This is a genomic window from Kitasatospora sp. NPDC002040 (assembly GCF_040296785.1).
GTDB lineage: Bacteria > Actinomycetota > Actinomycetes > Streptomycetales > Streptomycetaceae > Kitasatospora.
In genome coordinates this window covers 1-1,078 of the sequence record NZ_JBEOXV010000045.1, presented here as the reverse complement: position 1 = coordinate 1,078, position 1,078 = coordinate 1, and the positions used below count along the sequence as shown (strand labels likewise).

The 1,078-nt window shown below is 70.9% G+C and carries 1 protein-coding gene; it reads right to left on the bottom strand.

Translation table 11 applies throughout. From position 1 onward, the window contains the following. Window positions 1-166: 166 nt before the first annotated feature. On the bottom strand, window positions 167-1,078 hold a 912-nt coding region (locus ABT118_RS32650), incomplete at its 5' end, for an ABC transporter substrate-binding protein (protein WP_350678560.1).

The following is a 1,078-nucleotide window of genomic DNA, read 5'->3' as shown; positions in this document are numbered from 1 at the left end:
AGCGAGAAGCTCTGGTCCCGGCCGCCGCTCGCGAAGCCGCCGAGCTGTTCGCCGCCGAAGGTGACCCGCAGCAGCGAGGGGCCGATCCGCTCGGTCCGGAGCACGTGCGCCTCGAAGAAGGCGAAGGGGGTGGTGGTCATGGTGGGATCGTCTCCGGGGGTGTGGTTCAGCCGAGCTTGCGGGCGCCCTGGATGGCCTTGGCGAGGTTCTCCAGCAGCGGCGCAGCGCCGGCCCAGGAGAACCGGGGCACCGCGTCCCAGGGGGTGATCTGGTTCGCCTTCACGGCCGGCAACTGGGCCCAACCGGGCTTGCTGGCCAGGTCCTTGGGCTGGAGCGCGGTGCTGCGCTGGTCGAGCAGCAGCAGGTCGGCCTGGTACTTGCCCGCGTTCTCCCAGCTCAGGCTCTCGAAGTAGCCGCCCTGGTCGAGCTTGTCCGGCACGATGATGTTGACGCCCAGGTCGCGGAAGTACATCAGGTCGGTGCTGACACCGGGGTTGGAGGCGTAGAACAGGTCGGCCGCGCCCGAGCAGGCCAGCACCCGCAGGCCGCCGCTCGCCTTGGCGGCCTGGCGCAGCGTCTCGGCGGCGGCCTCGAACCTGGCCTTGGCGTCGACGACCTGCTTGGCCTTCAGGTCGGCGCCGAGCGAGGCGGCGAGCTCGGCGTAGCGGCGGATCGGTTCGGTCAGCGGGACCCGGCCGGTGGTGATGGTGACCACGGGGGCGAGGGCGAGGATCTTGTCCTTGCTCTCGTCCGGCACGTACCAGTAGGCCTCGGGGTCGTACATGTGGGTGACCAGCAGCTCGGGGCGGAGCGCCGCGTACTTCTCGATGCCGAACTCGCCCCAGGCGTTGCCGACGATCGCGATCCTGTTCACGTCGAGGTCGCCCGCCTGCGGGTCGGGCTTGCCGTCCGCGCCCTTGGTCTCGCCGAAGACGCCGACCAGTTGCTCGTGCAGCTCGAAGTCGTGCAGGGCGGCGGCCGCGCCGGTGAAGGCGACGATCCGCTTCGGCACGGCCTTGGCGGTGACGTCCTTCTTCCGGTCGTCGGTGAACGACCACGGGCCTCCGGCGCCCTCGGC